Annotated in this window: 29 protein-coding genes, 2 other RNA genes, 7 pseudogenes and 1 riboswitch; of the genes and pseudogenes, 5 read left to right on the top strand and 33 right to left on the bottom strand. The window is 32.9% G+C overall.

Translation table 11 applies throughout. The features are described from left to right. Nucleotides 1-27: 27 nt before the first annotated feature. The 14 genes and pseudogenes from AZF37_RS11295 to AZF37_RS01720 form a co-directional block, all read right to left on the bottom strand. Nucleotides 28-572, bottom strand: a pseudogene (locus tag AZF37_RS11295) (histidine phosphatase family protein). 26 nt (nt 573-598) lie between these two features. After that, on the bottom strand, nt 599-904 hold the full coding sequence (locus AZF37_RS12075; protein WP_088369310.1) for an adenosylcobinamide-GDP ribazoletransferase: 306 nt from the start codon (nt 902-904) through the stop codon (nt 599-601). After that, nucleotides 834-1340 carry an adenosylcobinamide-GDP ribazoletransferase gene (locus tag AZF37_RS12070; RefSeq protein ID WP_281178931.1) on the bottom strand — a complete coding sequence of 169 codons (507 nt, stop codon included), beginning with the start codon at nt 1338-1340 and terminating at the stop codon, nt 834-836. The genes AZF37_RS12075 and AZF37_RS12070 overlap by 71 nt, the downstream gene beginning before the upstream one ends. Nucleotides 1341-1439: 99 nt before the next feature. Then, a pseudogene (locus AZF37_RS12065) lies at nt 1440-1870 on the bottom strand (bifunctional adenosylcobinamide kinase/adenosylcobinamide-phosphate guanylyltransferase); the annotation flags it as partial. Nucleotides 1871-1951: 81 nt separating this feature from the next. Then, nucleotides 1952-2122 (bottom strand): hypothetical protein, encoded by a 171-nt coding sequence (locus tag AZF37_RS10840; protein WP_172793060.1) that lies wholly within the window; start codon nt 2120-2122, stop codon nt 1952-1954. Nucleotides 2123-2373: 251 nt separating this feature from the next. Continuing rightward, the gene (locus AZF37_RS01750) at nt 2374-2643 is read right to left on the bottom strand and encodes a nicotinate-nucleotide--dimethylbenzimidazole phosphoribosyltransferase (protein ID WP_088369309.1); all 270 of its coding nucleotides are present in this window, start codon (nt 2641-2643) and stop codon (nt 2374-2376) included. Beyond that, complete coding sequence (locus AZF37_RS01745) at nt 2640-3443, bottom strand: heme ABC transporter ATP-binding protein (protein WP_088369308.1); 804 nt, start codon at nt 3441-3443, stop codon at nt 2640-2642. Before AZF37_RS01745 ends, AZF37_RS01750 begins: the two co-directional genes overlap by 4 nt. Beyond that, nucleotides 3443-4495, bottom strand: coding sequence for a FecCD family ABC transporter permease (locus AZF37_RS01740; RefSeq protein WP_088369307.1), 1053 nt, complete (start codon nt 4493-4495; stop codon nt 3443-3445). The genes AZF37_RS01745 and AZF37_RS01740 overlap by 1 nt, the downstream gene beginning before the upstream one ends. A 20-nt stretch (nt 4496-4515) precedes the next feature. Then, the gene (locus tag AZF37_RS01735; RefSeq protein ID WP_088369306.1) at nt 4516-5433 is read right to left on the bottom strand and encodes an ABC transporter substrate-binding protein; all 918 of its coding nucleotides are present in this window, start codon (nt 5431-5433) and stop codon (nt 4516-4518) included. Nucleotides 5434-5526: 93 nt separating this feature from the next. Then, nucleotides 5527-5705: riboswitch (cobalamin riboswitch) on the bottom strand. 61 nt (nt 5706-5766) lie between these two features. Next, a pseudogene (locus tag AZF37_RS13055) lies at nt 5767-7234 on the bottom strand (tryptophanase). 187 nt (nt 7235-7421) lie between these two features. Next, entirely contained in the window at nt 7422-7568 is a 147-nt protein-coding gene (locus tag AZF37_RS10240) for a hypothetical protein (protein WP_162473813.1), read from the bottom strand. 253 nt (nt 7569-7821) lie between these two features. After that, nucleotides 7822-8046: a hypothetical protein gene (locus AZF37_RS01725; protein ID WP_088369305.1), complete on the bottom strand. Its 225-nt coding sequence runs from the start codon at nt 8044-8046 to the stop codon at nt 7822-7824. A 78-nt stretch (nt 8047-8124) separates the two neighbouring features. After that, a pseudogene (locus AZF37_RS13050) lies at nt 8125-8364 on the bottom strand (EFR1 family ferrodoxin); the annotation flags it as partial. Nucleotides 8365-8531: 167 nt separating this feature from the next. Continuing rightward, on the bottom strand, nt 8532-8831 hold the full coding sequence (locus AZF37_RS01720) for a flavodoxin domain-containing protein (RefSeq protein ID WP_088369304.1): 300 nt from the start codon (nt 8829-8831) through the stop codon (nt 8532-8534). A 116-nt stretch (nt 8832-8947) separates the two neighbouring features. Between AZF37_RS01720 and AZF37_RS01715 the strand changes: the two genes are divergently transcribed. Further along, nucleotides 8948-9658, top strand: a complete 711-nt coding sequence (locus tag AZF37_RS01715; protein WP_088369303.1) for a GH25 family lysozyme — start codon at nt 8948-8950, stop codon at nt 9656-9658. Nucleotides 9659-9738: 80 nt separating this feature from the next. Here AZF37_RS01715 and AZF37_RS01710 read toward each other — a convergent pair whose 3' ends face one another. The 5 genes from AZF37_RS01710 to AZF37_RS01690 form a co-directional block, all read right to left on the bottom strand. Then, nucleotides 9739-10113, bottom strand: a complete 375-nt coding sequence (locus AZF37_RS01710) for an SPASM domain-containing protein (protein WP_162473812.1) — start codon at nt 10111-10113, stop codon at nt 9739-9741. After that, complete coding sequence (locus AZF37_RS01705; protein WP_088369301.1) at nt 10110-10565, bottom strand: radical SAM protein; 456 nt, start codon at nt 10563-10565, stop codon at nt 10110-10112. The genes AZF37_RS01710 and AZF37_RS01705 overlap by 4 nt, the downstream gene beginning before the upstream one ends. A gap of 23 nt (nt 10566-10588) precedes the next feature. After that, complete coding sequence (locus tag AZF37_RS01700; RefSeq protein ID WP_088369300.1) at nt 10589-10984, bottom strand: hypothetical protein; 396 nt, start codon at nt 10982-10984, stop codon at nt 10589-10591. 13 nt (nt 10985-10997) lie between these two features. Next, the gene (locus AZF37_RS01695) at nt 10998-11834 is read right to left on the bottom strand and encodes an ATP-binding cassette domain-containing protein (protein ID WP_088369299.1); all 837 of its coding nucleotides are present in this window, start codon (nt 11832-11834) and stop codon (nt 10998-11000) included. A gap of 179 nt (nt 11835-12013) precedes the next feature. After that, nucleotides 12014-12559 carry an ABC transporter transmembrane domain-containing protein gene (locus AZF37_RS01690; protein WP_088369298.1) on the bottom strand — a complete coding sequence of 182 codons (546 nt, stop codon included), beginning with the start codon at nt 12557-12559 and terminating at the stop codon, nt 12014-12016. 247 nt (nt 12560-12806) lie between these two features. Here AZF37_RS01690 and AZF37_RS01685 point away from each other — a divergent pair, with 247 nt between their 5' ends. After that, nucleotides 12807-13145, top strand: coding sequence for an InlB B-repeat-containing protein (locus tag AZF37_RS01685; protein ID WP_088369297.1), 339 nt, complete (start codon nt 12807-12809; stop codon nt 13143-13145). Here AZF37_RS01685 and AZF37_RS01680 read toward each other — a convergent pair. After that, nucleotides 13135-14284, bottom strand: a pseudogene (locus AZF37_RS01680) (IS3 family transposase). The gene AZF37_RS01685 and the pseudogene AZF37_RS01680 sit on opposite strands and share 11 nt — an antisense overlap. Nucleotides 14285-14728: 444 nt before the next feature. Here AZF37_RS01680 and AZF37_RS01675 point away from each other — a divergent pair. Then, on the top strand, nt 14729-14944 hold the full coding sequence (locus tag AZF37_RS01675; protein WP_425425436.1) for a helix-turn-helix domain-containing protein: 216 nt from the start codon (nt 14729-14731) through the stop codon (nt 14942-14944). A 120-nt stretch (nt 14945-15064) separates the two neighbouring features. Here the strand turns inward: AZF37_RS01675 and ssrA are convergent. Next, nucleotides 15065-15412: a transfer-messenger RNA gene (gene ssrA, locus AZF37_RS01670) on the bottom strand. 559 nt (nt 15413-15971) lie between these two features. Between ssrA and AZF37_RS01665 the strand changes: the two genes are divergently transcribed. Next, entirely contained in the window at nt 15972-16235 is a 264-nt protein-coding gene (locus tag AZF37_RS01665) for a VOC family protein (RefSeq protein WP_088369296.1), read from the top strand. Between the two features lie 42 nt (nt 16236-16277). Then, nucleotides 16278-16681: pseudogene (locus AZF37_RS11285) on the top strand (transposase); the annotation flags it as partial. Between the two features lie 33 nt (nt 16682-16714). Here the strand turns inward: AZF37_RS11285 and AZF37_RS12060 are convergent. From AZF37_RS12060 to AZF37_RS01595, 12 genes and pseudogenes are all read right to left on the bottom strand, one after another. Next, nucleotides 16715-16978 carry a thiamine pyrophosphate-dependent enzyme gene (locus AZF37_RS12060; RefSeq protein ID WP_088369295.1) on the bottom strand — a complete coding sequence of 88 codons (264 nt, stop codon included), beginning with the start codon at nt 16976-16978 and terminating at the stop codon, nt 16715-16717. Then, nucleotides 16978-17751, bottom strand: a complete 774-nt coding sequence (locus tag AZF37_RS01650; RefSeq protein ID WP_088369294.1) for a thiamine pyrophosphate-dependent enzyme — start codon at nt 17749-17751, stop codon at nt 16978-16980. Before AZF37_RS01650 ends, AZF37_RS12060 begins: the two co-directional genes overlap by 1 nt. Before the next feature lie 247 nt (nt 17752-17998). Continuing rightward, nucleotides 17999-18331 carry a thiamine pyrophosphate-binding protein gene (locus AZF37_RS12050; RefSeq protein ID WP_088369292.1) on the bottom strand — a complete coding sequence of 111 codons (333 nt, stop codon included), beginning with the start codon at nt 18329-18331 and terminating at the stop codon, nt 17999-18001. After that, nucleotides 18324-19993: pseudogene (ilvD, locus tag AZF37_RS01635) on the bottom strand (dihydroxy-acid dehydratase). The gene AZF37_RS12050 and the pseudogene ilvD overlap by 8 nt, the downstream one beginning before the upstream one ends. A 521-nt stretch (nt 19994-20514) precedes the next feature. After that, nucleotides 20515-22332, bottom strand: coding sequence for a glutamine--fructose-6-phosphate transaminase (isomerizing) (gene glmS / locus AZF37_RS01630; protein ID WP_088369291.1), 1818 nt, complete (start codon nt 22330-22332; stop codon nt 20515-20517). A 101-nt stretch (nt 22333-22433) separates the two neighbouring features. After that, nucleotides 22434-22715 (bottom strand): hypothetical protein, encoded by a 282-nt coding sequence (locus tag AZF37_RS01625; protein WP_088369290.1) that lies wholly within the window; start codon nt 22713-22715, stop codon nt 22434-22436. A 59-nt stretch (nt 22716-22774) separates the two neighbouring features. Then, on the bottom strand, nt 22775-23032 hold the full coding sequence (locus AZF37_RS01620) for a hypothetical protein (RefSeq protein WP_088369289.1): 258 nt from the start codon (nt 23030-23032) through the stop codon (nt 22775-22777). A gap of 10 nt (nt 23033-23042) precedes the next feature. After that, the gene (locus AZF37_RS01615; protein ID WP_162473811.1) at nt 23043-23330 is read right to left on the bottom strand and encodes a hypothetical protein; all 288 of its coding nucleotides are present in this window, start codon (nt 23328-23330) and stop codon (nt 23043-23045) included. Nucleotides 23331-23336: 6 nt separating this feature from the next. Beyond that, complete coding sequence (locus AZF37_RS01610) at nt 23337-23576, bottom strand: flavodoxin family protein (protein ID WP_162473810.1); 240 nt, start codon at nt 23574-23576, stop codon at nt 23337-23339. A gap of 63 nt (nt 23577-23639) precedes the next feature. After that, an RNA gene (gene rnpB, locus AZF37_RS01605) (RNase P RNA component class B) lies at nt 23640-23992 on the bottom strand. Nucleotides 23993-24004: 12 nt separating this feature from the next. Then, nucleotides 24005-24499, bottom strand: a complete 495-nt coding sequence (locus AZF37_RS01600) for a GerMN domain-containing protein (protein ID WP_088369286.1) — start codon at nt 24497-24499, stop codon at nt 24005-24007. Beyond that, complete coding sequence (locus tag AZF37_RS01595) at nt 24492-25079, bottom strand: molybdenum cofactor guanylyltransferase (protein WP_088369285.1); 588 nt, start codon at nt 25077-25079, stop codon at nt 24492-24494. The genes AZF37_RS01600 and AZF37_RS01595 overlap by 8 nt, the downstream gene beginning before the upstream one ends. Between the last annotated feature and the right edge of the window lie 2 nt (nt 25080-25081).

The raw sequence follows: 25081 nt of genomic DNA, 5'->3' as shown, positions 1-25081 counted from the left end.
ATCTTTTCATGTTTAGCCTCCTATAAACTACCAACTTAAATAACCATATCCTGATTGATCCAAGCCCACTTTCATGTAGCGGCCATTTCTAACTTTAAAACGCCATAACATACTATCATCCAATTTTAAAATATGGATTAACATACACTGAATAACCCCTAAATGGGTAAACACGGCTATAGTTTCTTCCTCTGTCTTTAAAAAATCTTCTATCAACTGATTTACATATTTGCCGACTCTATTATAAAATTTCTTAAAAGACTCTCCTTCAGGAAAGCTAAAATTCAGAAAATCCTCACTCCAGGCCTTTTGTTCCTCTGGAAATCGATTGCTAATTTCACTATAGCTTAAACCTTCAAAAAGACCAAAATTTATTTCTTTAAGTTGACTTTCTGCTCTGGAAAAAGCAAATTTGACGTTTCTTCTGCCCTAATTAATGGACTCGAAATAATCTGACTAATATTTTCTTTTCGCAAGCAACTTTTAGGCTCTTTTAAAATAGCCATTCCCTCTTCAATTAAAGGCAAATCCAAATGACCACAGTAACGACCTTCTTTATTAGCACTTTTCATACCATGGCGAATAATAATTAATATTTTCATAAAAAGCCTCCTCGTTGTAAAAGAAATAAGCTAATAAGGTAAACAAGTTGAGTTAATTCTACAACAGCTCCAATAGTATCTCCAGATACACCACCTATTTTTCTGCTGAAAAATCGACTGGCTAAAAACGCAAAAACAAAGATAATACTATAAATGACTAAGCCTCCATAAGAAAAACAAACAACAAAAATAATTGCACTTATTAAAAGCATTGGAAAACAATTCTTTAAATTAGCATAGGAAACAAAATCTTTCGACATACCATAACTTCGATATATATAGTTGTTTGTAGCCCCTGTCACAAGACAACTTACACGACCTGCAACAGGCTATTAGAAAAATCCCTATAGCGCCGCCTATGGACGGTGGTAAAAAACCAATAAAAATACCATCTAATATTAAAATAAATAAGATTGCCAACAAGCCATTGGTTCCTAAACGGCTATCCTTCATAATCTCAATAATCTTATCTTTTTCCCTATAGGAAAACACCCCATCAAAAGTATCTCCCAAACCATCTAAATGAAGACCACCCGTTAAAAATACATAAATTATTAAACAAATAAAACCAACAATAAGTGGCGGAAAAAGAAAAGAAAATAAATAATAAATTAATGCTAATATAGTCCCTAAAATAACCCCTACTAAAGGACTTAACATTGCACATTTTCCAAAATCTGTTTCATTAAATTTTATCCGAATGGGAATAGGAATTTTCGTTAGAAATTGTAAACTCATAATGAATCTTTTAATCCACTTCAAAAAATCCGCCCCCTTAACCTTCATAGGTATTCCGGAAATACAAAAATAAACAGTGTCAGCTATACTACCAATCTTCTGATTGACTCGACCTACTAAATCTCTAAAAAATCGACTGCTTCTATATTCTTGCACAAGACCTAAACCAATTTCATTGGTTACTAGAATAGCAGTACCATTAATTTTTCTTAAAAATTCAATTAATGCTTGGACTTCCTTATCAACCAGCGCTTCAATCAGCTCTTCTTTAGCTGTATCTAAATCCTCAAAATTTACAATATCTTCCATTTCTTCGAGAAATAAATTGGTCACCATTATTGTTAGACAATCCAATAGAACATGACCTTTGAGTGGCACTAAATCAGAAAAACCTTTATAAGCTTCTATTGTTTGCCAATGGTTCGGTCGCATGGCTTGATGTTTTTTATTCTGTTTACCATTTCTTCATCAAAAGGAATACCAGTAGCTATGTATGTAACAGACTTGCCATCTGACTCCAGCTCCCTCATCCAACGTTCTGCTTGACTGCTTTTTCCGCTTCTGGCACCGCCGGTTACTAAAACAATTTTGCCCATTTATCTCACTTCTCTCTATTGTTTCCTTAAATCAACCATGTTCTCTTTTTCCATTGCTACACCATCAAGAGTTCCCATACCTTTCATTAGTGCCAAAGCACTATCCATTATCTTAAAAAGAAGAGGGCAACCTTGGATATATACTTCTTTTATCTTTAGAAAGCTCCTTGATTCTTTTGGTATCATTCAATCTTTTTCTAAGCTTTCTCATCCTTGGGACAATGCTGTCGTTGAGTCCTTTTTAAATATATGAAAAAAGAAGAAATTCTTCGTAGGTCTTTTTCTTCCTTTGCTCAAATTAAGCTTTCCTGCTTTGAACACATTGAGGGCTTCTACAACCCCCTATACGTCCCCACTCTGCTAATAACATTCTTTCTCCTAATTCCAAAGAAGACTATTTTTTCACTTCTATTAAAACTTAATTTCACTTTTTCTATCTACTCTATTGACATTCTTCCAAGCTCTTGAGGTGTTGAGGCAATGCCCTCTTCAAAAACACAATTATCGCTACACATAACAATCATAGCCTTTTGTTTCAATTGATTATCTAATTTCCCTGTTATCCGACTGATTCTAACAGCCATTTTCTCCAAATAGCCTAAACTACCCAAGGGTTTTGCCAAGCCATCAATCTGCTGTGTCATAGCCTCTCCAACTTCATAATTTACAGAATTAATTTCTTTTTTAACTTTCTCAAATGAAATCATTTTTCTCCCTCCTTACAGGTAACATGTAAAATAAAAGGTCTTTTGGTAACAGGATTCTCTATAATAGTAGCCGTAAGCCCATAAACATTCTTCAATAATTTAGGATTTAATACAGTTTCCGGAATACCCTTAGACACAAGCTTACCCTTATCTAATAGTAATAGCTCATCACTATATTGACTGGCTAAATTTAAATCATGAAGGACAACAATTGCTGTTAGACCTTCAACATCAACTAATTGTCTTAATAAATTCATAATGCCAATTTGATGCTGAATATCCAATTGAGAAACAGGTTCATCTAAAAGCATAATAGGTGTTGCCTGAGCCAGTGCTCTAGCCAAGATTATTCTCTGCCTTTCACCACCGCTAATCTGTTCAACTAGCCTATTTTTAAGGTGTACTGTGTTGGTTTTAATCATAGCCTCCTGAACAATATCATAATCTTTTTTTGATTCTCTTGCTAAAGGAGTTAAGTAAGGCATTCGGCCCATTAAAACCACTTCTTCATTTCGGAAGTCTGCATCAATACTTGTATTTTGAGGCACTAAAGCAACCTGCTTTGCAAAGTCTTTATATTTATAAAACTCAATTAATTCTCCTGCAACCTCTACTTTTCCAACATGGGTTTCCAGTTGTTTAGCAATGATTTTTAATAATGTTGTCTTACCAGACCCATTAGGTCCAATAATACTATAGAGCTTCCCTTTTTCTACCTTAAAATTAACATCATTTAAAACTTGTTGTTGATGATATTTAAATTTTAAAGATTCAATATTCACCATAGTATTTTTATTCATCAACTCTGCCGCCCCCTTCTATTTTTAACCAAAAGAAAAACAAAGAAAGGCGCTCCAAAAACGGCGGTAATTGAACCAACAGGCATTTCACTAGGCAGTACCATTAAACGAGCTACTGTATCACAAAAGACTAAAAATGCAGCTCCATAAACAATAGAAAAAGGTAATAACACCTTATAATTACTCCCCACAATTAGGCGGGTTATATGGGGAATAATTAAACCAACGAAACCAATAATACCGGACATAGATACAATAACACCTATAATCAAAGCAGATACAATAATTAGTATTTTCCGTACAAGTTTAACAGGAATACCAAAACTCTGAGCATGTTCATCGCCTAAAAGAAAGGCATTTAATTCCCTTCTAAAAATAAGAAAAACAATACTACCTATTAAAACAAAAGGTAAACATAATACGACTTGTTGCCAACTAGCCCCTGCTAAACTCCCCATATTCCAGAGGATAATTTTATTAATCTCATCATGATTCATAAACATAAGCATTGAAACACAGGCAGTTGAAAAGAAATTCATAGCAACGCCTGCTAAAAGCAATGTAGACATATCCTGAGTTCTACTTAAACGAGTAATAATAAATATAATTGCAATTGTAATCAATGCCCCAACAAAAGCAAAAACAGGTACAAATAGTGAGCTAATAATTAGTTGACTCCCTAAAACAATGGCTATTGTAGCTCCTAAAGCACCTCCAGATGAAACACCTAAAACAAAAGGATCCGCCATTGGATTTTTAAAAACTCCTTGAAAAACAGCGCCGACTACAGAAAGCCCTGCGCCAATTATTGCGGCTAGAACAACCCGTGGTATTCTTAATTTCCAAAGTATTAGTGCTGCTCCTTTAGAAACACTGTCTCCAGAAAACCATTCATTAACAAAGGGTATTTTAGAAAATACAGTATCTACAACTTCTTTTAAACCAATATCTGCTGCTCCTAACATAATAGCTATAAGCATTAGTAAAATCAAGGCAACTACACTCACAAAAAAAGCTATATTTAATTTTAGTCTACCTTCCAATGTACCCATAACACACTACCTATCTTTCTTTACTTGCTAAAAATCTCCGGATGAATAATTGCTGCTAGAGCTTCTAAGCCTAAAGCCAGTCTAGGTCCAGCCCTATTAATAAGATTACTATCAATTAAATAGACTTTATTATTTTTTACAGCGTCTAAATCCTTATAACCCTCCGTATTTTTCAAATCATCAATGGTCCCTGCCATATTATTTAATATTAAAATATCAGGATTTTTTTCAATTAAGCTTTCCTTATTGTAGCTCCACCTTGTACCATCTGCAGCAATATTAGTCCCACCAGCCATAGTAATCATTTCATTGATAAATGTTTCTCCAGTTGCTGTAAAATCACCTTTAATAAAGCCTAAAACATAATAAACACTAGGTTTATTCCCAGTCTCTTTAACTTTAGTTTCCACAGAGGAAACTTTGCTTTTCATTCCGTCAATAACTTCCTTGCTTTTATCTTTTCCATTAAGTACTTTTCCTATCATTTCAATATCATCATAAGCACCATTAAAACTCTCTGAAGAATATGTTACTACTAATGGTATCCCAAGCTGTTTTAATTGTTCCTTAGTCCCTTCATCAACAAATGCCGATGCTAAAACAACATCAGGTTCAGCCCCTGCCACTAATTCCATATTGCGCGTTGTTAAATTCCCAACGACTGGAATAGACTCTACTGATGGCGGATAATCACAGAAAGAGGTTCTTCCTACTAAAACATTTTTCTTGCCAATGGCTGTTACAGTTTCTGTAACCACTGGTGAAAATGACACCACTTTTTTAGGTTCTTTTTCAATAGTTACTTGGCTTCCAGTACTATCTGTAATAGTCAGGGGATAATTCACACCATTTACTGAACCACTTTCCTTATTGCCACACCCCCCTAAAAAAATAGCAAACCCCATTATTAATACAATGGTCATTAAAACTTTTTTCATTTTCTTTCCCTCCTAAAATAAAAAATCCTCTTCCAAAATGGAAGAGGATTTTAAAATCACTAACCTAACTGTCATATACCTCCTGCCGAAATATACAGTCTAAGCCTGTAGTATGATATCCTGACTTACACATCCTATTCTGTTCTTGCCTTCCCATCCGAGACAGTGGCATATTAAGAACATCATCCGTGTTTACAGTAGCGGAGGCTGTAATGGATTCTCACCATTTTCCCAATACTAAAAACTCTTATTTATTTAGTTTGTTAATTTAATTGTAAATCAATTCACAGCATCTTACAATACTCTTTAAAAACTTTTTATGATTTTACAAAACTACATATTTTCAGCAAATTCATTTTTAAATGCTTTAGCTAACTTTTCATCCCAGTTTACTTCAACACCACCTGCTGCTTTAGGTTTTAAGCGTCCAATAAAGAAACGCAAAACTTCAGGCTCATATTCAAATTCTAAGCCTCCAACTAGATGTCTGTTTTTATAAAGCCACTTAATGCGATCCACAACATACTCAATATGAGATATTGTAAATGTTCTTCTAGGAACGGCTAAGCGAACTAACTCTAATTCAGACATTACTTCTGTACCGTCAGGTAAACGTTCAGTAGAAATAGTTCCTCGCTCCATGCCTCTTGCTCCAGATACAATAAAGATGTCTCTCTGCAGCTAAAGCACCTGCTGGAAGTCCTCATGCTTTAAATTCGGCAAAAACTTGCAAGCGTCAATGTGAGCACCTACAGCACCTGGAGGTGCTCACTACAGGAATTCCTGCTTCCTTTAAACGCGTTACAAAATAATCAATTAAATCAGTAGCAGAACCTGCAATATAAGTATCCGTCATTTCACGTAGCTCAACAGCCATAGATTCAATTTCTCTTGTAGAGGATACCACCATAGGTTAAAAAGCCTTCATAGACAGGAATTAATGGCGCCATAAGATTATACATATCCTTATTGCTTGTTGCAATTAATCCCCCTCTTGACATACAGCTTTTACGCGCTGACATATAGATTAAATCTGCCATACTCAGCATTTCCTCAATAATTTCAGCAATTGATTTATTTTTAAACTCAGATTCCCTCATTTTAATTAAATAAGCATTATCGCCAATTAAACTTGTATCAATTATAACTTTAATGCCATTTAAATCAGCAACTCTCTTAACTGCTCTTAAGTTTGCCATTGAAAAAGGGTTGTCCTCCCAATAAGTTTGCAGGCGCTTCCATTCTAACAAAAGGTACATTATCTTTACCAACTTTTTCAATTAATGCCTCAAATTTATCTATATCAATATTACCTTTAAATGGATAATCACTCTCAGTATTAAAAGCTTCATCAATACAAATTTCCTCTACTTTACCGCCACAAATCTCAAAATGAGCACTTGTTGTAGTAAAATGTTGGTTCATAGGAATAAAATCCCCTTCCTTAACAAAGCACTTAGCAATCATATGCTCAGCAGCTCTGCCTTGATGAAACAGGCAACGTATATTTCATTTTAAAAACATCTTGAACTGATTTTTCTAGCTTATAAAAGCTTTCAGATCCTGCATAGGCATCATCAGCTTCCATCATAGCACCCATTTGTTTATCACTTTGTGCATTGGTACCTGAATCAGTTAACATATCCAAAAACAACTGACTTGAACGAAGTAAAAAAGTATTAAATCCACCAACTCTTATAGACTCTAGACGTTCCTCAACATTAGGAAATGGTAATTTTTGAATAACCTTTACTTTGTGCATGTCTAACGGGATCATTCTTCCATCTGATAATTGAATCATAATTATTTACACCTCTTTAAATTATTCATTATGTTCTATCCATTTTACCATAAATAACCTCTAACCTAAATAGGCTTTTAGTTTAATTCACTTTTAATAGTTTTATGGAAACATTTAAATTAACTATTTTCTATTTTTCAGTTTTCAAAGCAAAAAACAACAAAATTAAGATATTTAAAAATACAGTCTACACTTTTAAAACCGTAGCTAATAACCACTTAAGTTGCTCATCTAATGTTGTAGTTTTATCAAAAGAAATCCTATAATAATATGCTTCAATTTCTTCTTTACTTAAATCTTTTACTTGAACAAAGTCATGCCACTGCTGAATCATTATGTTCTCAATACTCTCAAAGTTACTCTTAATTTGATCCGCATTTATAAAAACACCTTTTTCAGTAAGTAATTCAAAACACTTATTGTAAAGTATTTTCTTATACTAATTTTCTAAATGATGAATCGATAATGCTGAAATAACTGCATCATACTTATCTGTAAATTCAAACTTTAGTATAATCGCCTGAAATATAATTTATATTAGGCATATTTTCAAAACGCTTCCGTGCAAGATTTAGCATATTTTCTGCCTAATCTACTAAAGTACGCTCAGCTTTAGGATACTTAGAAAGCGCAAATGCTGACATTAGCCGAGTTCCAGCTCCTAAGTCAAGAATTTTAGGTGTAGAAAACTCACAGGCAAGTAAAGCTACTGCTGATTCATAAAAAGTATCATATAAAGGAATAAATTTTCTTCGGTTTTGATCATAAGCTTCATTATAATTATTAAAAGCCTCAAATATTTTTTCATCCATAATAATGACCTCCAATTCATACAACATTTATCCTCATCTACGCTACGGTAATTCTCTATAACTAATTTCAGGATAATGTTATCTTATCTTTGTTTGTGTCTTATCTTTCCAGTTAATAGCCTGCTTTGGACACCAATGAAGACAGGCTAAACATTGTTCGCGATAATGATTAAAAATGGGGTTCCCATCAATTAAATCAATATTTTGTCCAGGACAAACATGAACACAAACACCACAATGATTACATTCTTTTGAAACTGAAAAACAGCAATCCCTTTCTGCAAACTTCACATAGAATCGATTATTTATAGTATTTACAAGGCTATTGGATTTTTTATTCTATTCTTTTTTTGCTTATTAATATCATTTCTTCTCCCTGCTTTTTAACAATCTTTTCTTAACAGTTTTAGGTTTTATCTTGAATAGTGGTATATAGTTATTTACCATTTTTAGGGAAAAGCCATAAGCAATTCTAGCGCCTTTTTCTAAGAATACTCTGAACAGCAGGTAGCCCATTGCCAAGAAACAGGCCATATGTTAATACAACAAATATATAACTTTGGGGGATTAACATATAGATTATTAATAAATTGAAATACTCGATTAGGTATTCCACCGAAATAAACTGGGAAAACAAAGCCAATAACTTGACTCTGACAAGAATTGTATTCTTCTAGCCCTTGACTCATCGAAATTAACTCATTAGCTTCTATCTTTGTTTTTATTTCTTTAGCTGTCTTCAAACTATTACCTGTACCAGAAAAGTAAAAAATAGTTTTTGACATATTTTACTCACCTCTTAATTAACTCTATCAAACTTCACTTGAACTGTAAACTCTGTTTGTTTACCTTTCAGTTACTATGGTATAATGAATTATGGAAAGCCATAAGGAGTGACACAATGAATAAAAAAAGAATGGGCATCATTATTGGATTTACACTAATTGCACTAGCAGTTTTTCTCTATGTATTCCTTAATGGAACCCGCTGGCACAATGAAATGTTTTCAACAAGATATCCAGTTCAAGGTATTGACATATCCCATTACCAGGAGAATATTGACTGGGAAAAAGTAAGTCAAGAAAATATTATTTTCGTATTTATGAAAGCCACTGAAGGTCATGACTATGTTGACCCAAATTTTAAATTCAACTGGGAAGAGACAGGGCGCTCGGGTATTAAAAGAGGTGCTTACCACTTTTTTTCAATGAGAAGCTCTGGTGCAGAACAGGGAGCAAGAATAAAAGAAATTGTTCCCTACGATGAAAATAGTATGCCGCCTGTAATTGACATAGAAATACCTACAAATTATAATGAACTTCTTGTTAAAAAAGAGCTTCAGGATTTAATTCTACAATTAAAAAAATATTATAATAAAGAACCTATTCTTTATGTCACCTATGACACCTATAATACCTATATTAAAAATGATTTCCAGAACTCCCCAATTTGGATTAGGGACATACTAAAGCCACCCCTTTTATATGGTGGTAGAAATTGGACTTTTTGGCAATTTACTGATCAAGGCAAAATCAATGGCATTGATGGCTATGTTGATAAAAATGTTTATAAAAGCACTTTAGAACAATTTAATGACTCATTTTCAAAATAAAAATTGTAAAAACAACTTATGAAAAATGTTGTGTTTTATTTATTATTAATAGGATAAAATAAATTCATACTATCAATTTATTAATACATTATTTTGCTTTCCCACACCCTTTCTTGTAACATCGGTTTTGTAATAGCGCATCTTTTTTGGAATGCTTTTTTTGTTTTTATATCTCTAAATTCCCCAGGACAAGTCCAACAAAACAACTTTACATTGCAATTTAAGCACTCTTCTAAATTAGCAGGATGTATTTTTCCAACATGCTCACAAACATAATCATTAGTATCGGCTTTTAGCATATCACTTATTTTCTTGAAATTCAAAAGATTTCCCATAGAAAAATTTTCATTCATATAACTAGGACAAGGATATACCTCTCCATTATTTCCAACAATTAATTCATTTTTCCCTGCAGAACAAGTCGTTATTCCAAATGGTTCTCCATTTGGTTTCAAGTATTCTTTTGGAAATATATATCGTCTTCAGTTTTTTCAGTAAAAATAAAACGGTTATTTGCGCCTCTGCCTATAGCAGAAAAGATTCTACAAATTGGCGTTGTCCCTAACGCTACATTCAACTCACGAAAGGCATTCATTAAATGCTCATTTTTATCTGAAAAAACCATTGATAAATTTATGTTCTTTGCCCCACTTTCTTTCAGCAAATTGATTTTTTGGCATACTTTATTAAATACCCCTTTACCTCTCACAAGAGCACATGTAGATTCATCAATTCCATCAACACTTATTTCGAAACTATCGCACATTTTGACAAGTTCAGCAATATTATCATTATTGATTAGTAACGAATTAGTAGAAAGTATTATTTTCCCTTCATATCGTTCATATAGGTATGATAAAATTTCTATAAAATCTTGCTGAAACATTGGCTCACCACCACTGAGCATTATATTTACGGGATTCCATTCAATTACTCTTTATCAATGATAAGGCGCCACTGCTCAAATAGCAAATCATCTATACAGTAGACTGTATTATCTGCATCAACACAGCAATGCGTACATCGCAAATTACAATTATTTGTCAGTTGCAATGATATAATTTTATGCATTTCAACTTTGTGGTAATTCTCTGGCACAAGAATATTCATTTCTATAAGATTATCCAGTGTGCTTTTTGCAAATGAATAATCCTCTTCTGAATCAAATAAATCTTTACTCATTGTTGCAATATTTTCCAACTCTAATATTTGTTTCAAAATTTCATAAACTTCATTTGAAACTCTTATCCAACCACAAGTTTCACGATTTGCCAAAATAACTTTCCCTAAATTAACAATTATTTCGACATGATTCCCAATAACCATTTATAATTTCCTTTCATATTTGTGCCTCATTAATTTTTTTGTATAACCCATTTTGCCTCATTAAATTACTGTGAGTGCCACTTTCAATTATTCTTCCATCATTCATAACATAAATTCTATCTGAAAATTTGGCTATTTCCATTCTATGAGCAATAAATATTACAATTTTATCTTTAAATAAATCCTCTAAGTTTGTCATTAATTCTTTTTGTGATATATTATCTAATGAAGAAGTTGATTCATCAAAAATAATTACATCACAATTTGATAACATAGCCCTAGCTATTGCTACTCTTTGTTTTTGGCCACCAGATAACTTATTTCCCCGTTCTCCTATTGTCATCGGATGCTCAGTCATTAATAAATCAACACCTGTTTTCCAAAAAAATCGATTTAATCCGTCATTTGAAAATTCTGATTTATTAAGAAGAATATTTTCCCGTATGCTAGCATTAAACAGTAGAGGGTCTTGATTTAAAATGCAGATTTTCTCTCTAATTGATTTTATAGTATATAACTCAAAGTTCTTTTCGTTAATTAAAACTTCTCCACTTTTAGGCACCCAAAGTCGATATAAAAGATTTAACACTGTTGATTTTCCACAGTCACTCTCTCCAACGAGAGCAACAGTTTCTCCTTTACAAACTTCCAAGTTAAAATTATCTAATGTGCACTCATCTTTTCCATAATCAAAATTAATATTTGAAAATTTTATTTTTTGAATATTATCTTTTAATTCAATACTATTAGCTAAATCTTGGCAAATTTTAATTTTGTCAAATTCAGAATATATTCTATCCAAAGATACATTAGTCTGTTTAATTTGAATATTTGCTTTAATAAAGTACATACATGGAGCAATTAATAGTGTGATATACTGTGCAAATGCAATTAATTATCCTAATGTTATTTGCTTGGATATAACCATTAAGCCACCTAAAAAATATGTAACTATGACAATTATTGAACTTGTTGTATTAGCAAATTGTAAGTGAAATGCAATTAATAAATTAACTTTTTTGGATTCATCTACAAAATCACCTTGCTTTTTCTTATTACTTTCTCAAAATATCTTGTCGCATTAGTTAATGTTACTCCTTTTATATTTGAGACAAATTGTTCTTGAAGATTAGACTGTTCACCTGCAATTTTTCTTATATGTTTTATTCTTGCTTCTACTTTTTTTGATATCTTATCTTGAATTACAAAAGTAAAAACCTGAATTATTAAAACAACTCCTAATAAGATTGGACTAATAAACATTAGGATAAAAAACACAACAATAGCTGTTATCGCATTAGTAATAAATTCAAAAATAATGTTTATACCAAAATTTTCTATTTGAAAAATATCATTATCTAAAATTCGCAAAACATCTCCTGTTTCTAGGCGAGATAAATAGTATCCATCTGATTTTGATAATTTATTAAGTAAGCTCAATTTTAATTTAGTCGATATTTTTAATTTGAGTTTTTCATAAAAATTATCTAAAAATAAATTAATCCCATTAGCAAATATTATTCCTACAATGTATGTTGCACAAAGGATAATAAGGACTTTTTTTATTATTTTCACCTATTCCTATATCAATAATCTGTTTTATAACTTCTGGCAATGCTATGTTAATTACCATAACAATTACCATAATAACAAAAGAACCAAGAAGTGACCATTTGGCTGACTTTACAATTAAGTGTAAATATTTCATCAAGGAATCATATTTTTTTGGTCATGATATTTATTCCTCATATTATGATTTACTAATTGTGTTAAACTAGATATTGTATAAAAGTCTTCTATTGAAACTTTTTTATAATCAACAATGCTAGGTTATGATACAACCTTATATGCCCAATGGCAACAAAATAAGCATACAGTAAGCTTTAATGGAACATCAGGACAAGGAATAATGAACCTTATTACCCTTATTGAAAGAGAAAGTCAAAATTTACCAAAAAATGAATTTTTAAGTGATGAAAATACTTTTATAGGTTGGTCAACACAAGAAGATGGAAATATAGAGTATACTGATGAAGCACTATTTACAATGGGAACAAGTGATGTTACTTTGTATGCGGTATGGGAAAAAATTGACATAACATATACATTAGCTTGGAAGAATGTCAATAGAGTAGATAGAAAAAGTGAAATTAAGTTTTAATAGAAGTGAAAAAATAGTCTTCTTTGGAATTAGGAGAAAGAATGTTATTAGCAGAGTGGGGACGTATAGGGGGTTGTAGAAGCCCTCAATGTGTTCAAAGCAGGAAAGCTTAATTTGAGCAAAGGAAGAAAAAGACCTACGAAGAATTTCTTCTTTTTTCATATATTTAAAAAGGACTCAACGACAGCATTGTCCCAAGGATGAGAAAGCTTAGAAAAAGATTGAATGATACCAAAAGAATCAAGGAGCTTTCTAAAGATAAAAGAAGTATATTAGGAACCTCTGTCAGAATGAAAAATAAGAGAAGTAGAAGGTTTTTGAGAATAAAAGGCTTTGATAAAAGTATCCTTAACAAGAGAAGTATCAATTTTAAGAGAGAGCTTCCAAGCAATAATTTTACGAGAAAATAAATCCATAATAACACAGAGATAAGCAAAAGAGGCATTTAAATTAATATAGGTAATGTCACTAGCCCAGACTTGATTGGGCTGAGGAACATTAAAATTTTGATTTAGGTAGTTAGGGCAATCAAAATTGGGAATAGACCTCGGATGAATAAACCGAAGTTTGATAGTAGGCATTTTAGGAAGATTCATGTCAGTCATCAGGCGGCTCGCTCTACCAATACTGATGTTGATGCCATAGTCATAGGAAAGAAGAGCCTTAATCTTAGATGGGCCAATACGTCTCTTAGTAAGATGACAAATCTCCGAGAATAAGCTGACGGAGTTTTTAATTCTCAATAGTTCTAGGAGAAAGTTTTTCCGAAAAGTATTTGTAATAGGAGCTGCGGTTCACTTTAAGGACATGACAAAGAAAAGAGATAGCGTGCTGAAAACGAAGGGTATGAACAGCCATTAATCTTTGTCTGAGTGAGGCGTGAATATGGCAATTGCTTTTTTTAAAATGATATTTTCCTCCTAGAGTCGAGCATTACGCTTTTGAAGATCCTTAATCTGCTTAGCGGTTAGAATAGTATCATCATCAATTCTAACCTGAGAATAAAGTTTAATCCACTTGTGTAAAGCAGACATGGAGACACCATATTCTTTAGAAAGTTGGGATTGAGTTTTACCGTTTTGGTGTAAATTAACAATACTTTTTTTAAATTCTTCATCGTATTTCTTGTAATTATTCATAATTTTATCCTTTCTTATGTGTCTACTTATTTAAAACATGTTTCACTTTTTCCTGTCTACTTTTTTAGTATATGTCCAAAAAATACTTAAGTCACTCTTTATTGCTATTGTATATGAAGTTAGACCTGCTTTTAAGTTAATTGTCTTTACTCTTCAAAATTAACAGTAAAATTTAATCTAAAAGTATTTAGTGTATTTTGATAAAAGATTGATAGAAGGTTTATTGAATAATTTCAATTGAAGCAAAGTTCCTAGGTTACAAGAAAAATAGCTAGCTGATTATTACTTCTTTAGCAGCTCTTCGCACTTCTAAACTACAACAATCTATTCGAATTTGTTTAGCTTAAAACATCTTTTTCTGATTTTTTCATGCATACTAAATATACTCAATATATTTAGTATAGTCACTTAATCATGCATGTTATCCTAATATTATAAGTTAAAGTGAGATATGTTAATGATTATTTATGCTCCGTTTTTCGAAACACTCAAAAAAGAAATATAACGAAATATCAATTAATATTTAATCATGGTATTCCCGCCAACACTCTTCAGTGTATGCTTAATGGTGAAGCAATCACTACCAAAACAATTGATACTTTATGTTTTATTTTAGAATGTGAAACATCTGATATTATTAAACATGATAATTCACAATAAAAGCAATGCTAACAATCAATAGAAAATTTTCCTGTTGATGTTACATTGCTTTTTTAATATCATTATATAAGAAGGATGCCTTAATAAAAACTAACCATAATTCAAAAAAATTGAGTTATATGGTGGAGATGAGGGGAGTCGAACCCCTGTCCGAAAAAATTTTCATACCAGTTTCTACAGTTATAGTCTATATATTGTTTTTAGTTCGCAACTGAGCCTATAGACAGGCTGATTACAAACGATCCTCTAATTACCTTATTTCTTCTTGAGGAAAAAAGAAAAGGGTTCCTGCATTAATTTGACACCATACAATTACCCGCAGGAAGATAATTGATGATGTAGCCACTTTAGGCAGCTAATGCTAATTTATTATTTTTAGCGTTTAAATTTTGTTAATCCGTTAATAGGCGGATTCACCCTAAACTGCAACTAGTATTTCCATTCCTCCGTCGAAACCAGTACATCCCCATATATATTAATTATAACATAGAAATTAAGAGCATTATACAATTTTATATTAAAGAAAAATATTTATTATATTTATTCAAATTATATTTTTTGATATGTAGTCAAGAAAATAGAACAAAAAAGTTAAACAACATCAAAGAAATAGGTTTAAAAAGCATTGGCTGTAATTTAACCTAAAGATTGGATATAAACCTCTTTCAAGTCCTTATTTTGGTAGGATTCATTAACCCAATTGCAATAAAAATTATCTTTTATCACTTACTGTATTGCTGAGGTAGCCCTCGGCTGTAAGAATTAGCGTTGATTAGAATCAACAAAACAACCATTCATTTTTGCTCCAACATCCAAAAGCAGTACTTTTCTGGTTTAAGAGATTTATGAACGTTAATTGATAAACCCAACTATCCTTATCAGCTTTCTGAATTCTAAGCCTATTTTGACATTTATATTATCTCATTATTATTTTATCATACTAAGTCTAAGAAAGTTGATTAACATTTTATTCTACACTCACTATATATATTATTATATATAACTAAATTAATGAAAGGATGAAAAAATGGTTACACTCAATGACACAAAAGGAATTATTCCTTTTTTAACCTTTTCAGGTCAAGCAAAAGAAGCTTTGGATTTCTACATTAGTATATTTCCAGACTCTAAATTACTGTCTATAGATTATATACAAAAAGATGAAAAAGGACTAGAAGGTAAAGTTTTAAATGGTACTTTTAAATTAATGAATCAAACATTTATGGTTATGGATATTGAAGAAAAGTACAGCTTGTGGACATATACTAAAAAAGTAGACAGGAAAAAGTGAAACATGTTTTAAATAAGTAGACACATAAGAAAGGATAAAATTATGAATAATTACAAGAAATACGATGAAGAATTTAAAAAAAGTATTGTTAATTTACACCAAAACGGTAAAACTCAATCCCAACTTTCTAAAGAATATGGTGTCTCCATGTCTGCTTTACACAAGTGGATTAAACTTTATTCTCAGGTTAGAATTGATGATGATACTATTCTAACCGCTAAGCAGATTAAGGATCTTCAAAAGCGTAATGCTCGACTCTAGGAGGAAAATATCATTTTAAAAAAAGCAATTGCCATATTCACGCCTCACTCAGACAAAGATTAATGGCTGTTCATACCCTTCGTTTTCAGCACGCTATCTCTTTTCTTTGTCATGTCCTTAAAGTGAACCGCAGCTCCTATTACAAATACTTTTCGGAAAAACTTTCTCCTAGAACTATTGAGAATTAAAAACTCCGTCAGCTTATTCTCGGAGATTTGTCATCTTACTAAGAGACGTATTGGCCCATCTAAGATTAAGGCCGTCTCTAAGTCTTCAACTAACCTTTCTCTTTCAGTAATTTGCACACCTGGAATGCCATAAGCTCTAGCTAAAGTCATAAAGTCTGGTTGAGATTCTGCTTCAAATAAAGTATGTGAATACCTTTCTTCATAAAAGAGTTTTTGCCACTGGCGCACCATACCTAAACTCTTATTGTTAACAACAACAATTTTAATGGGTAGCTTACAAGCACTAATAGTCATTAGCTCTTGGGGCTGTTCATTTGAATGCTGCCATCTCCAGCTAAGGCTATAGTTAATGTTTTAGGATTGCCTAATTGTGCGCCAATCGATGCAGGTAAACCAAATCCCATAGTTCCTAAACCACCCGAAGTTATAAACTTCTTAGGGTCATTTGTTTTAAAATACTGGGCCGCCCACATTTGATGTTGCCCTACTTCTGTTGTCATAATAGCAGCGCCTTTTGTAAGTATATTTATGGCATTAAGAATTTCTTGAGGCTTAATGCTACCTTCAGCTTCAAATTTTAATGGATGATTGTGTTGCCACTCAGAGATTTGATCAATCCAAGGATTTTGAGGTTCAAAATCCTCTCTTTTTATAACTCTTAAAAGTTTAAATAAACCTAAGGCACTATCATCATATAAAGCAACATCGGCTCTAATATTTTTACTAAATTCTTTTCTATCAATATCTAAATGAATAATTCTTGCACTTTTAGCAAAGAAATTTTCATCACCTGTCTGTCTATCATCAAAACGAACACCTATTGCAAATAAAAGATCACAATGATGAACTGCATAGTTTGCAGCACCCGTACCATGCATGCCAACCATACCAATATTTAATGGATGATTATCATCTAAAACACCTTTGCCCATTAAGCTATAGATAACGGGTGATTTCAGCTTTTCAGCCAACTTCTCAACTTCATCTACTGCATCTTTAGCACCACCACCGACAAAAAGAAGTAGTCTTTTCGCTTTTTTAAGAACACCTCCTGCTTGCGCTGGTATCTATTTTCACTTTCTCCCCAGCGTTCTGCTTTAAACTGAGATTCTAAAGGATACATAAATTGACACTTATCAATCATTACATCTTTAGGAATATCAATTAATACAAGTCCTTTTCTACCTGTATTAGCAATTCTAGAAGTCTTCTTAATCTCTTTTGCTAAATCCTCAACACGCTGTACAATTACTGCATATTTCGTTATAGGTTTAACAATATCTACAATTTCAGCTTCCTGAAAAGCTTGTTTACCTAAATAGCGTCTCTCAGTACCTGTCCTGTAACAACAACCATTGGAATAGAATCCATTTGCGCAGTTGCTATTGCCCTTACTAAGTTTGTAGCACCAGGTCCACTAGTTGCAAAAACTACGCCTGTATTACCAGTTGACCTAGCATAACCATCTGCTGCATGACCTGCGCCTTGTTCATGACGTGTTAATATATGCTTAATATTATCATTATGATATAAGGAATCATATAATGGCAACACACTGCCTCCTGGATAGCCAAAAACTATTTTAACTTTTTCCATTTCAAGTGATTTTAAAATAATATCTGCACCCGGGTATAACTTATTACTCATCTTTAAACACCGCTCCTGTATTAGCTGAAGTTACTAATGAAGCATATCTTTTTAAATAGCCAATAGCTAAATTATTTTCTTTCTTTCTAAGATGCTTCTCCCTCTCTTCTAGCACTGATTTTTCTACTAATAAATTAAGTGAATTTTTAGGAATATTTATTTCAATTAAATCCCCTTCTTCTACAAGACCTATTGGTCCGTCAGATGCTGCCTCAGGTGAAACGTGTCCAATAGATGCTCCTCTTGTAGCGCCTGAAAAACGGCCATCTGTATCAAGGCGACAGTCTTATCTTGTCCCATACCAGCAATTGCAGCTGTTGGTGAAAGCATTTCTCTCATACCTGGTCCTCCTTTAGGACCTTCGTAGCGAATTACTATTACATCCCCATCTTTTATGGTTTTATTAAAAATAGCTTCTACAGTTTCCTCTTCTGATTCAAAAACTCTAGCAGGTCAAGTATGAATCATCATTTCTTCAGCTACAGCACCTTTTTTAACAACACAACCTTCTGGAGCCAATGAACCCCAAAGAATTGCTAATCCACCATCTTGACTATAAGCATTTTCTTTGCTGCGAATTACTTCTGAATCTGAAATATAAGCTTTATCAATTTGCTCTCCAACAGTTTTACCACTAACGGTTAAACATTCTCTTCTAATCAATCCTTCAGCATTATCAAGAGATTTTAAAACCCCTCGGATACCACCGGCTTCATATAAATCGGAAATAAAATGATTTCCTGCAGGTGCCAACTTACAAATTTGAGGTGTAATTTGAGCAATATCATTAAGGGTCTCAAAGCCAACATCAAATCCTGCTGCATGAGCAATTGCTGGTAAATGTAAAACAGTGTTAGTTGAACAACCAAGAGCCATATCGGCAACAATTGCATTATGGAAAGCCCCTTCAGTCATAATATCTTTTGGTTTCACATCTTCTTCAACTAAATCTAATATTTCTCATACCTGCAGTTTTTGCTAAACGGATTCGCTCTGAATAAACGGCTGGTATTGTACCATTGCCTGGTAATCCCATACCAATAACTTCTGTTTAAACAGTTCATAGAATTTGCTGTAAACATCCCTGAACAAGAACCACAAGTAGGACAGGCGGAATTTTCCATGTCACAGAGTTCAGATTCATCAATTTTACCTGCTGCTACTGAACCAACAGCTTCAAACATATCTGTTAAACTTATTTTTTACCTTTATGTTTTCCTGGTAACATAGCACCACCACTAATGAAAATAGAAGGGATGTTCAGTTTGGCAGCCGCCATTAACATGCCTGGCACAACTTTATCGCAGTTTGGAATAAATACTAATCCATCAAAGGTATAAGCACTGGCCATTACTTCAATTGTGTCTGCAATAAGCTCTCTACTTATAAGGGAATATTTCATACCAGTATGGTTCATAGCTATGCCATCACAAACTGCAATTGTATGAAATTGTAAAGGCACGCCGCCAGCCATACGAACCCCAGCTTTAACGGCTCTTCACCTATTGCACCTAAATGAATATGTCCTGGAACAATATCATTTTGGGAATTTACAATACCAATTATAGATCTTTTTATCTCTTCATCTGTTAAGCCAGATGCTTTAAATAATGAGCGATGGGGAGCCTTAGCTACTCCTGACTTCATTTTTTCACTTTTCATGTTACACCTCGTCTTCTATTCTTCTACGTATTTATTTTCATACAATTATTCAATGCTTTATTAAAGCTTTGCGACTAGGCCCTTGTGGTCTTCAAATCCCTTGAAAACTTTAATATAACTCAGCAAACCATGATCAAACACTGAAATTACTTTTCCTATTTTATTAATAATGCTCATGATTTTCCCTCCTTAAAATTGTATAAAAAAACTCGCACCCAGCTTCACGCCAGGGGCGAGATATTCGCGTTACCACCCTGTTTTATAACTCAATCAGCATCTATCAATAACTAGTGCTATAACGGGGCACACCCGTTTTCTCCTACTGAATTTCAGAGAATCTGCTAGAAGGGATATTCTCTTTAGTGATTAAGTATAGACTTCACACCAAACATCTACTCTCTTGACTCTCTGCTAAAAAGACATTGTCTTCGTTTCTCCTGTACTTGACATTTTACGCTGTTTTCCTTTATTTGTCAATGTTTTTAACTACATTTAGTACATATTTTGTGTCTGTTTTAAGTTTATTCTACAGTTACACTTTTAGCTAAATTTCTAGGCTTATCAACATCATTTCCCTTTAATAAAGATGCATAATATGCTAGTAATTGCAAAGGCACTACTGTTAGAATAGGAGCAAAGTCTTCTAAAGCATCTGGAATAGGATAAAAATGGTCTACAGTTCTTCTCAATTGACCTTCTCCTTCAAATCCAATACCATAGGTAATTGCCCCTCTAGCCTTTACCTCAATTATATTACTGATTGATTTCTCTAATAAATGCTTTTGAGTTGCAATACCAATAACAGGAACATCATCAGTAATTAATGCCAATGTGCCATGTTTTAACTCTCCAGCCGCATAGGCTTCTGCATGAATATAGGATATTTCCTTAAGCTTTAAAGCGCCTTCAAGAGAGCTAACATTATCAACGCCACGGCCAATAAAGAAAGCACTGGTGTAGTCCTTTAAACCAGCTGCATAAACTTCCATAATATCGCTTTGCTCTAAAATACTTGTAATTTGTTCTGGTAACTTTATTAAAGCTTCAATCCAGCTTTTTTCAAAAGCAGCATCAATAGCCCCTCTAATTTTACCTAACTGTAATACTAATAAATATAAGGCAATTAATTGAGTTACATAAGCTTTAGTTGAAGCAACAGCAATTTCAGGACCAGCTTGAGTATAAATCACTTCATCTGATTCCCTAGCAATTGAACTGCCTACTACATTTGTGATAGCCACAATTTTTGCCCCTTTTGATTTAGCTTCACGTAAACCAGCCAATGTATCCGCTGTTTCTCCTGACTGACTTACAACTATTACTAGTGTCTTATCCGTAATAATAGGATCATTATATCTAAATTCCGAAGCAAATTCTGCTTCGACTGGAATTCTCAAATATTTTTCAATAAAATTACCGCCAACTCGTCCAGCATAACTTGCTGTACCACAGGCAACGACAGCTACTTTATCAATACTTTTAATAAAATCATCTGTTAGATTTAAATCCAATTGCACAGTACCATCTTTAATACGACCTGCTAAGGTTTTTTCCACGGCTTCTGGTTGTTCATGAATTTCTTTAAGCATAAAATGAGGATAACCTTGCTTTTCAGCGGATTCTAAATCCCATGTAATCTCAGTTATTTCTTTATCAATAGCATTCCCCTCACCATTATAAAAAGCAATGGTTTTATTTTTAATATGAGCCACTTCATCTTCTTCAAGAATATATACATCTTTTGTATACTCTAAAATAGCCGGAATATCCGATGCAACAAAATACTCTCCATCACATTTTCCAACTACAAGAGGACTGGCTTTTCTAACAACAATCATTTCTTCTGGAAATTCTTTGGAAAGAACACATAATGCATAAGCCCCTTCAAGCATAGACACTACCTTCTGTACAGTTTCTAAAAAATCACCTGTATTATAAACTTCAAGTAAATTAGGAATTACCTCTGTATCAGTCTCAGATAAAAAATCACACCCTTTTTCTTGAAGGGCTTCTTTTAATTCCATATAATTTTCAATAATTCCATTATGAACAACACAAAAAGTACCCTCACAGCCCATATGGGGATGAGAGTTCTCATCAGATGGTTTGCCATGAGTAGCCCATCTTGTATGACCAATTCCAATCGAACCTCTATTCTCACAATTTAATTTTATTTCAAGTTCTTTTAATCGACCTTGAGCTTTTGTTACATTAATATCACCATCACAAAATAAGGCGATACCAGCTGAATCGTAACCTCTATATTCTAAACGGAAAAGACCATTCATTAAAATATCTTTAGCCTCTCTTTTACCGAAATAACCAACTATGCCACACATATTACTTCCTCCTTTGGCAAATACTTAGCTCTCTTATTTTATATTGTTTCCCCTTAAAAAGCAAGACTAGGTCACGCTTCTAAAGATTACGAAAACCAGAGTCACTTAGACTCAATAGTTCTCATTTCATAAAAAACCAGATAGGGATTTCCAATGGCCTCACCTATTAAATTAGAATCATAAGTAAAAGACCATTCTAATAATAATGTTTTACCTTCTTTTATTAGCTTTCTAAAAATCTGTTGTATTGAAGGAATATATTTTTCTATTTCCTTTAGTTCAAAATCTGTTAAAAAATGACTCTGACCAATTATCTCCCAAGGTTCTTCATTATCTTTAATCAATGTTACATCCACCCTTGATTCATCTACTAAATGCCACAAGTCTCCCTCTACTGCTTCAATAACTTGTTGTATCTGAGAAATACTTAATGTACCACTTTTTACTGTAACAAAAAAGGATAGTACACTACCATGCCTATCTCTTTATATTTTCTATATAATTCTATTAATTTTTTGTTTGCTTCTTTTGTTCCAATACCTACATATCTTGTTAAACCAATATCTCTACCCTTATAGACTGCTGTTCTGATAGTCCAAAGAAATCCCTCAGGTAAAATCGCCTGACCTGTATATTCTTGCCAAGGAACTGTTGGTAAAGAAGAATCCTTAAGTTCATAAAAACCCATTAATTTATTCATTTACTTCCCTCTAAAAATCTTTCCCTTTATCCAGCAATTCTTCAATAACACCTTCATTATTATAAACAGATACAAAGTCTAATTTTGGAGAAGCATACATCCCTGTATAAATTCCATTTATTTCAACAGCTAAATAACGAAAAGGTCTCTCTAGACATTCAAGAACAGAAGGAATGGAATTCCCATGAGTAGCAATTAAGAAAATTTTTCTCGTATCTTCCAATTTACTGCCATAATTGTTTCCATTGTCCTTATTTAAGCGAATATCAGCAAAAGCAAACATACGATCCATAGCCAATTTTAATTATCCCGGTATAGAACCATAAAATACAGGCATCGCTAATAATATCTTGTCCGCTTTTTCTACTTTATTATAGATAGGTGTCAAATCATCTTTCAACACACAGCTTTCATGGGTTCTACAATAAAAACGACTCTGACAACCTCTAAAATTTAAATCATTTAAATAAATAATTTCACTATCATAGTTTTTCGCCAAAAAAGCATCTACTAAATAGCCTAAAGATGCTTTTTCTCGGACCACCAAATAAAACAAGTACGTCTTTCTTTTCCATAATACTTCCTCACATTAAAATGAGGTTGGAATTACAATAAGCCTGATTCTGTCAAGGATAATCATCTATCTTACCTGTTAAAAACAGATACCCGCTTTCAGTTCCTATTCCCTTTAGCAGGTTCCCCTCTCAGAGGGTTTCTGACAAAATGGGGTTTACGTCGTCTCACTCTATTTGTTACCAAATAGACTCGTCTCTATAGCACTTTATGACTTACTCATTCCCTAGTAGGATATTTTCAGTCTCCGTAAGGTTACCCTCCCCAAGGTTGCCCTTGGCATTTTCTCTACAAGCAGGCTCCACGCCTTGTGTAAACCACATCGCAGCTTGTGCCAGCCAGGACTTTCCTCACAGATATTTCTATCCGTGCGATTATCTCGTAATTCCAATTCCTTTATTATTCTATCAAAGAACTATCTTTTTGGATAGGACTTTTAAGATATACGCTATTATTAAATACTGGTTTTTCTTTACCATCAATTAAAATCTTTACTTGTTTAACACCGGCAGCATCAATAGCTGTACTGACAACAGACATCACCAGCAAATTATCACTAGTTAGTCCTCGGCTAATTTTGGTAAATTCTTTTGATAGGTTTAGTGTTAATGTATTCTTTTCTACTGTAGCACTAAGTACTTTAGTGCCTTCTGGTACTAAGTTTTCAAGATACCCTTTATCTTGACCAGCAAACAAAGCTTCTAATACTTTTTCGACTGTAACAGGAACGCCTAAATAAGTTTCAACAGCTACTAATTTAAAACTACTACCATTTATATAATATAAAATTGCTTTACTATTGCTGTCTTTCTTACTACAGCTAATAAACAAAGCAATAATAGCTAATATTAAGACAGCAATTGTTAGTACAGGCACAAGTTTTCTACTATTCATTACTGGTTTCCCTTTTTATTTTTTCATAAGATTCTTGAGTATTCATATTATAAAAAATGTGTTTTCCAAACTCCTTATAAATTATCCTATCATCTACTCTGACTACATTAAGTCCTTTAAGTAGGTATTGAAGCTTTTTTATTTCGCCTTTCAAAAAAGAATAAAAAAAACCTTCAAGTTCCTTATTGTATAAAGCAGCTAGAGTCTCAAAGTACTCTCCGTCAAAAGGTATACATCCCCATGCATCACCAATTCTTTTTTCCAAAAAAGGAATCAGTTCACCCTTTATAAAAGGCATATCACAAGCAACTACAAAGGAAAGATCCGTTTCAGCATAGTGAAGACCAGTGTAAATACCACCCATAGGCCCTTTCCCTTTTATAATATCTTCCTTAAAAGTAACATTTTCTAAAAAACTATAGAACTCAGGTTCATTTGTAATAACCATTACATCTTTAACAAATGAACGAATAGCCTCTACCACATAGGCAATAATAGGCTTTCCTTCATACAGTAGCAAACTTTTATTCTTACCCATACGACTACTTTGTCCACCTGATAATATAATCCCTGTAATCATCT

The sequence above is a fragment of the endosymbiont 'TC1' of Trimyema compressum genome, assembly GCF_001584725.1.
Lineage (GTDB): Bacteria > Bacillota > TC1 > TC1 > TC1 > TC1.
The sequence above is the reverse complement of the archived record's forward strand: the minus strand, read 5'-3'. Positions and strand labels throughout refer to the sequence as shown.

Excerpts from the sequence above, each read along its gene's own strand:
- AZF37_RS12070 (WP_281178931.1), bottom strand. The coding sequence starts at position 1,340 with ATGAGTTTACAATTTCTAACGAAAATTCCTATTCCCATTCGGATAAAA.
- AZF37_RS10840 (WP_172793060.1), bottom strand. The coding sequence starts at position 2,122 with ATGATACCAAAAGAATCAAGGAGCTTTCTAAAGATAAAAGAAGTATAT.
- AZF37_RS01750 (WP_088369309.1), bottom strand. The coding sequence starts at position 2,643 with ATGATTTCATTTGAGAAAGTTAAAAAAGAAATTAATTCTGTAAATTAT.
- AZF37_RS01745 (WP_088369308.1), bottom strand. The coding sequence starts at position 3,443 with ATGAATAAAAATACTATGGTGAATATTGAATCTTTAAAATTTAAATAT.
- AZF37_RS01740 (WP_088369307.1), bottom strand. The coding sequence starts at position 4,495 with ATGGGTACATTGGAAGGTAGACTAAAATTAAATATAGCTTTTTTTGTG.
- AZF37_RS01735 (WP_088369306.1), bottom strand. The coding sequence starts at position 5,433 with ATGAAAAAAGTTTTAATGACCATTGTATTAATAATGGGGTTTGCTATT.
- AZF37_RS10240 (WP_162473813.1), bottom strand. The coding sequence starts at position 7,568 with ATGATTCAGCAGTGGCATGACTTTGTTCAAGTAAAAGATTTAAGTAAA.
- AZF37_RS01725 (WP_088369305.1), bottom strand. The coding sequence starts at position 8,046 with ATGGATGAAAAAATATTTGAGGCTTTTAATAATTATAATGAAGCTTAT.
- AZF37_RS01720 (WP_088369304.1), bottom strand. The coding sequence starts at position 8,831 with ATGTCAAAAACTATTTTTTACTTTTCTGGTACAGGTAATAGTTTGAAG.
- AZF37_RS01715 (WP_088369303.1), top strand. The coding sequence starts at position 8,948 with ATGAATAAAAAAAGAATGGGCATCATTATTGGATTTACACTAATTGCA.
- AZF37_RS01705 (WP_088369301.1), bottom strand. The coding sequence starts at position 10,565 with ATGCTCAGTGGTGGTGAGCCAATGTTTCAGCAAGATTTTATAGAAATT.
- AZF37_RS01700 (WP_088369300.1), bottom strand. The coding sequence starts at position 10,984 with ATGGTTATTGGGAATCATGTCGAAATAATTGTTAATTTAGGGAAAGTT.
- AZF37_RS01695 (WP_088369299.1), bottom strand. The coding sequence starts at position 11,834 with ATGTACTTTATTAAAGCAAATATTCAAATTAAACAGACTAATGTATCT.
- AZF37_RS01685 (WP_088369297.1), top strand. The coding sequence starts at position 12,807 with ATGCTAGGTTATGATACAACCTTATATGCCCAATGGCAACAAAATAAG.
- AZF37_RS01665 (WP_088369296.1), top strand. The coding sequence starts at position 15,972 with ATGGTTACACTCAATGACACAAAAGGAATTATTCCTTTTTTAACCTTT.
- AZF37_RS12060 (WP_088369295.1), bottom strand. The coding sequence starts at position 16,978 with ATGACTATTAGTGCTTGTAAGCTACCCATTAAAATTGTTGTTGTTAAC.
- AZF37_RS12050 (WP_088369292.1), bottom strand. The coding sequence starts at position 18,331 with ATGAGTAATAAGTTATACCCGGGTGCAGATATTATTTTAAAATCACTT.
- glmS (WP_088369291.1), bottom strand. The coding sequence starts at position 22,332 with ATGTGTGGCATAGTTGGTTATTTCGGTAAAAGAGAGGCTAAAGATATT.
- AZF37_RS01620 (WP_088369289.1), bottom strand. The coding sequence starts at position 23,032 with ATGAATAAATTAATGGGTTTTTATGAACTTAAGGATTCTTCTTTACCA.
- AZF37_RS01600 (WP_088369286.1), bottom strand. The coding sequence starts at position 24,499 with ATGAATAGTAGAAAACTTGTGCCTGTACTAACAATTGCTGTCTTAATA.
- AZF37_RS01595 (WP_088369285.1), bottom strand. The coding sequence starts at position 25,079 with ATGATTACAGGGATTATATTATCAGGTGGACAAAGTAGTCGTATGGGT.